The following is a 4,844-nucleotide window of genomic DNA, read 5'->3' on the forward strand; positions in this document are numbered from 1 at the left end:
AGTGGGCCGGCACGACGTATAGTCGGGGCTGTTTTCGATGGTCTGAGCGTCTCTAACGGTGGATTCTGATTCTGTTGTCATTCGTTGGTCTCTGAAATGTCGAGTTGGTCGAGCAGCGGCCTGCGGCGCTTCTCCATCCGGTTCCGCAGGCGACGCCGCCGCTCGCTCAGGTCTGCCTTGTCGTAGTGATTCTCAATCGTCTGCACGCTCGCGTTCACTCGCTCGGCCACGTCCTCGGGTGGCCAACCGCGATTCAGCATCCACGTAATCGCGCCCGTCCGCACCGGATGGGGCGACCGACTGGACGGGCACTTGCTGGAATGCGTGTAGTCCACCCAGTCGCAGGTCTCGCGGTTCTTCCCGTGGGGGCACTCCGAGTGAACGCAGGGCTGCGTGGCCATGTAGCACCAGTTCCGGATGGTGTTCTCCGTGGGCCGGCCGTTGCGCGCTGCGAGGAACGGCTGCCGGCCGTGGTCGTCGCGCACGTCGTAGCGGTACTTCCGCTGGTAGATGCGCAACACGTCGGCCACCTCCTCGGGGAGCGCCACCGGCCGCTCGCCGCCGATCTTGTTCTTCAGCGGCGTGCTGGTGTCCGGTCGGTGCCGGAAGTCCACCCACGGAGTTTCGTTCAGGTGTACGTCCCGGAGGTCGAGCGCGCGCAGCCCGCCCTGTCGGGCACCCGTCAGCCACGCCAGTTCGAGCAGCGCGTGCCCACGACGCCCCCGCTGGTCGGAGTTTCGGTAGTACCGGAGCAGCGCGAGCGCGTCGTCGGTCGCGAGTTTCGTATCGCTGGCGCGCTCGCTCGGGTCGAGGTCGGGAATCCGAATCGCGTCCGACACCCCATCCTCGACCGCGCCGAGGTCCTCCAGGAACTCGACGAACGTCTGCAGCGTGTACATCTCGCCCTCCAGCGTCACCGGCTCGATCTCCGCGCTCCGGAGTTCGTAGAACTCGTCGAGGTCGTACCGCTTCAGGTCGCCGACGTACTGGATGCCGACCGACTCGCACCATTCAGTGAACAGCTTGAGGCGGTACTGCCAGCCGTCGATGCTCTTCTCAGAGGCGTCCGCGCGACGCCGCCGGAGGTACCGGTGCGCCGCTTCCGCCGGCTCCCACTCCGCAGGGTCGGTCCGCTGGCGCTCCCGCTCGCTCACTCCGACCCCTCCATTTCCGCCCATGGTGGCGCGGCGTGGGGCGAAACGGGCCGCTCGTTCTGCTGGCCCTGTTCTTCCAGCATGTGCGCGCGTTCGTCTCGGCAGCGCTGGCAAATCGAGGGGCGCGTCTGATTCTCGTGGGGAACGTCGGGCTTGTACCGAAGCTGGACGCCGCCCGCACCGCAGTCGTCGCAGGACCCGATGAGGCTCACTTAGACCACCTCGTAGTCGGCGGCCCCGCACTCCGGGCACCACTCCATAGCAACGACTTCGATGCGCTGGCCGGGGCCGTCGTGGTCGTCGCGAACGACCGGCAGGCACGCCATCCGTTCGGCTTTCTGGCTGCAGGGGTCCGCGTGCAACTGCCGCAGCAGCCCGCCCATGTACGAGCCGTTGCGGCTCATTTCGCGCCCTCCCCGCGACGACGGTCGCGGAAGCGGTCGCAGCCGGCACCCTCGTACCGGCAGTCAGAACAGATCCGCCGCGGGTTGTGAGTGCGGCCGTCACAGGTCCGGCACTCGTAGACGGGGGGCTCGCGGCGTTCCGGTTCGGGCGTTCCGAAGCCGGTCATTCTGACCCCTCCGTTCGCTCGAAATGGTCGGTATGCTGTTCGCCAGTATTTTGGTCCGCGTCGTTGTGTTCTCGCATGGTCTCGATGGTCTCGATGGCCGGTCTTCCGGCCTGTTGGGTTGTGACCGTCGAGGCCCGCGGACTGTGACCCGGCCGCGCCCCGTCAGTTGATAGGGGTGGGGCGTGGCCGGGGTGGGCCGCGACGGTACGCGTTACTTCTGGAACCCCCGAGTAAATAAGGCGAATCCCGGTGCGGAATGAAAGTGAAACTGGACGAAACGAACCCCATGCAACGGGATTTTGACGCGAGGTACGCCAGTACCACCGTGCATGGGTTAAGTCCGTCCGGCTTCACTTTCGCAGTGTGGTCGCCTGTCATACTCAGGGGGTAGGCGACCCGCGACTCATTTTCGAGACGAGTCACGAGCGCCGTACCGGCGACCAAACGAGGGTAGGCATATAATAATTACGTATGTGTAGCCAGCCAAGTGCAAGCGGGTGTCTAAGATTCACACATGGTCGCCTTATTAGTAAGAAAGCAGAGATTCGAGGCCTATGCGCCCCCGGGTGGACTGGATGACTCGTGCTGACGACTACATTCTTGAATTTCTCGATGAGACCGATATCGTCGCCACCCCGCAAGTCATCGCCGCGAACATCGACTACTCGCGGCAATATGTGAACCAACGTGTCCGGGCACTCGGCGACCGAGGCCTGGTACAGAACACAGGCAACGGACTGTACCGAATCACGGACCGAGGTCGCGACTACCTCGGTGGCGATCTCGACGCAGACGAGCTTGAAGATTAATCGAGTAGTTCGCGGGCGGCAGCAGCACTCACAGTAATCTGATTATCCCCGTACGTGACGGATTCGCCGGTGACTCTTCGCAACAATACGGTCAGGTCTTTGAGATACGAGACTGGTCGCTCCTCTTGTAGCGTGAGTGTATCCTTGTCGTGAAACTCGGCGGCGCGGTTCTGGACGTATGCACGAGCGAACACTTCACGGCCGGCGGCGTCGAGGTCGCGCACGAACGACGGGAGCGCTCTCGGTCCATCCTTGGATTTTCCGCCGGCTGGCACGCCCATCGCGTGGAGGACGCGAGCAAACACGGAGCCGTCTTCAAGGGGGCGCGCTTCGGTGGCACGCTCGGTGTCGTCGTCGTGGACGAACTGATAGCTGAGTCCGGCGGCAGCCGCGACTGTGGCGAAGGCGTCCCGACGACCGGCGTCTATGACGAATGAGACTCGCGCCCCACCTCGGCTGGAAAGAGAAAGACTGCCGCTGGAGAGCGTCCACGCGACAAGTTCGACCAGCGCGCGCTCGCGTTCCGGAGAGGGATCGGTGTTCGAGAGCCAGCCAGCAGCCTCGGCAGTTTGGATGCCGCGCACCACATCAGGCCGCGAGCCGTTGGTCCACGGGCGGACGCGACTACGGGGAAGGCCTAGACGAGAGGCTAAAGCGTGACTACCGAGGTCGGGGTTTTCACCTGCAAGTTCTAGATACCGCTGATAGTCTTCGACGGCCTCAAACGAGTCCTCGTAACTTGGAGTGTTGTAGGTTCTTGCAAGAGCTTCGGGTGTGGGAAGTGGCGTGGTAGGCATCGTCTACTATGAGTCAGACGTCTGTCGTCTATCAGCAGTTGGACTTAAGTGAGCGTAGGCTTTAGAGTTTTGTTAAGCACGAATTACCGTCTGGAAATCGAGGGAAGGGACCCTCACAGGTCGTTAGGTGGGGAAGCCTCGTATTTCCACCGGTTCCGTGTGTCAAACAATCATGAAGAAAATTAGCTTCGACATTCCCGAAGTCGATATGGACGAACGCGGGGTTTCGCCGGTCATCGGCGTAATCCTCATGGTCGCTATCACCGTCATTCTGGCCGCCGTCATTGCGAGCTTCGTGCTCGGATTCGGTGACAACGTCAGTCAAGAGGTGCAGGCCGGTGCAAGCATCTCATATGATGCTGCAAATGACGAGGTTACCGTGACCTGGGTTAGTGAAGGTAGTGCGACCCAGTTGAACGTGACATCCTCCGCCGGTTCGGTGTCCAGCAGCCCGATTCAGAATGTTGGTGATACTGCTTCCGTATCTGGAGCTACTTCGGGCACGACAATTACTGTCACGGCCTTTGACGGAGATACTCAGACCGTTGTAGCCCAGAAAACGGTCGGTCAATAGCTGAAGAAACCTTCTTTTTAGGGGCTAATATCTATCCCTAATTGCAATTCTAGAACTACTCATCCGTCCCCGGTGGGAAGATGTGGGGGCAAACACGCGACGAGAATCGATTTCCCAGATATGCACACGAATCCACGTCCGCCGTGTGCATATCTCGACATCCATCGTCCAACTGAGTCGGTCGCTGGGTGGGGTCGGCGGGCAGATCGAGGCGAACCCCCCGCGATTCACCCCCTCCAGTTACTCGAATTCAATGGGCTATGGGGGTTCGTGTGTACGAACCGAGTATGCGAATCCGCACCGACGGCGACTACGTCCACCGCATCGACACCATCCAGGCCGCCATGACCGCCCTCGACGAGAACACCAAAACTGCTGCCGTACTGGCTGCCTGCGAGCACGCCCGCCAGGACCGCCGCGCCAAAGAACAAGCACTGGCCCACCCCGACATGACCCCCGAACTCGCCGAGATTCTGAGTACCTCCACGATGCAACTGTGCTACGAGGTCACCACCCACGTCGGCACAGACTAATTCACCTTAATTAGTCAATATTTTCTTCAATAGCAGCTAAAGCATTTTTCTGTGCTTTTGAAAGTTTGTCCAATTGTTTTTTGGCTTCTTCAGTTCTCTCACGGGACCCATTCTTTCCGATAAGTCCACGAGAACCGCGCCTCAATATCCAGTTGAATAATCCCTCAATCCGCCGGCCCCGTTCTTCGTACAGCCCCATATCGACGCTTGTGTCCATTTTCTTTTGATATTCAAGGTACTTCGCCGTCCTCTCCAGGCGTGTATAATATTCAACAATATGGTCAATCTCTTCGTCACTAAGTACACCTATATCAGACGCATTCGACTCGTAGATAGTGGACGTGGTGGGAATTCCCATTGCACTATTACTAACTTCGGCCTTGTTGAAATCCTCAGTTGGTGATAG

9 protein-coding genes are annotated in these 4,844 nt (G+C 60.1%); 3 read left to right on the forward strand and 6 right to left on the reverse strand.

Translation table 11 applies throughout. The features are described 5' to 3' along the window. Positions 1 to 77 precede the first annotated feature (77 nt). Genes GRX66_RS16620 through GRX66_RS16635 form a run of 4 tightly spaced genes read right to left on the reverse strand, consistent with a single transcriptional unit; the run spans position 78 to position 1,725 of the window. Entirely contained in the window at positions 78 to 1,154 is a 1,077-nt protein-coding gene (locus GRX66_RS16620) for a tyrosine-type recombinase/integrase (protein ID WP_325064167.1), read from the reverse strand. After that, positions 1,151 to 1,366: a hypothetical protein gene (locus GRX66_RS16625; protein WP_201293072.1), complete on the reverse strand. Its 216-nt coding sequence runs from the start codon at positions 1,364 to 1,366 to the stop codon at positions 1,151 to 1,153. Before GRX66_RS16625 ends, GRX66_RS16620 begins: the two co-directional genes overlap by 4 nt. Continuing rightward, complete coding sequence (locus tag GRX66_RS16630) at positions 1,367 to 1,558, reverse strand: hypothetical protein (protein ID WP_159527517.1); 192 nt, start codon at positions 1,556 to 1,558, stop codon at positions 1,367 to 1,369. Then, a complete protein-coding gene (locus GRX66_RS16635; protein ID WP_159527518.1) occupies positions 1,555 to 1,725 on the reverse strand; it encodes a hypothetical protein in 171 nt (56 codons plus the stop codon). Before GRX66_RS16635 ends, GRX66_RS16630 begins: the two co-directional genes overlap by 4 nt. Before the next feature lie 554 nt (positions 1,726 to 2,279). Here GRX66_RS16635 and GRX66_RS16640 point away from each other — a divergent pair. Beyond that, positions 2,280 to 2,534 carry a MarR family transcriptional regulator gene (locus GRX66_RS16640; protein WP_159527519.1) on the forward strand — a complete coding sequence of 85 codons (255 nt, stop codon included), beginning with the start codon at positions 2,280 to 2,282 and terminating at the stop codon, positions 2,532 to 2,534. On the opposite strand, the gene GRX66_RS16645 is transcribed toward GRX66_RS16640, so the two are convergent. Further along, positions 2,531 to 3,121, reverse strand: a complete 591-nt coding sequence (locus GRX66_RS16645) for a hypothetical protein (RefSeq protein ID WP_233745598.1) — start codon at positions 3,119 to 3,121, stop codon at positions 2,531 to 2,533. The genes GRX66_RS16640 and GRX66_RS16645 overlap by 4 nt on opposite strands. 382 nt (positions 3,122 to 3,503) lie before the next feature. Between GRX66_RS16645 and GRX66_RS16650 the strand changes: the two genes are divergently transcribed. Together GRX66_RS16650 and GRX66_RS16655 are read left to right on the forward strand one after the other, a co-directional pair. Next, complete coding sequence (locus GRX66_RS16650; RefSeq protein WP_159527521.1) at positions 3,504 to 3,905, forward strand: type IV pilin; 402 nt, start codon at positions 3,504 to 3,506, stop codon at positions 3,903 to 3,905. 287 nt (positions 3,906 to 4,192) lie between these two features. Then, on the forward strand, positions 4,193 to 4,438 hold the full coding sequence (locus GRX66_RS16655) for a DUF7692 domain-containing protein (RefSeq protein WP_233745599.1): 246 nt from the start codon (positions 4,193 to 4,195) through the stop codon (positions 4,436 to 4,438). Positions 4,439 to 4,448: 10 nt separating this feature from the next. On the opposite strand, the gene GRX66_RS16660 is transcribed toward GRX66_RS16655, so the two are convergent. Continuing rightward, positions 4,449 to 4,844, reverse strand: a 396-nt coding sequence (locus GRX66_RS16660) for a hypothetical protein (protein WP_233745600.1), incomplete at its 5' end; no start/stop codon positions are given.

The sequence above is a fragment of the Halobacterium bonnevillei genome, from assembly GCF_009831555.1.
Lineage (GTDB): Archaea > Halobacteriota > Halobacteria > Halobacteriales > Halobacteriaceae > Halobacterium > Halobacterium bonnevillei.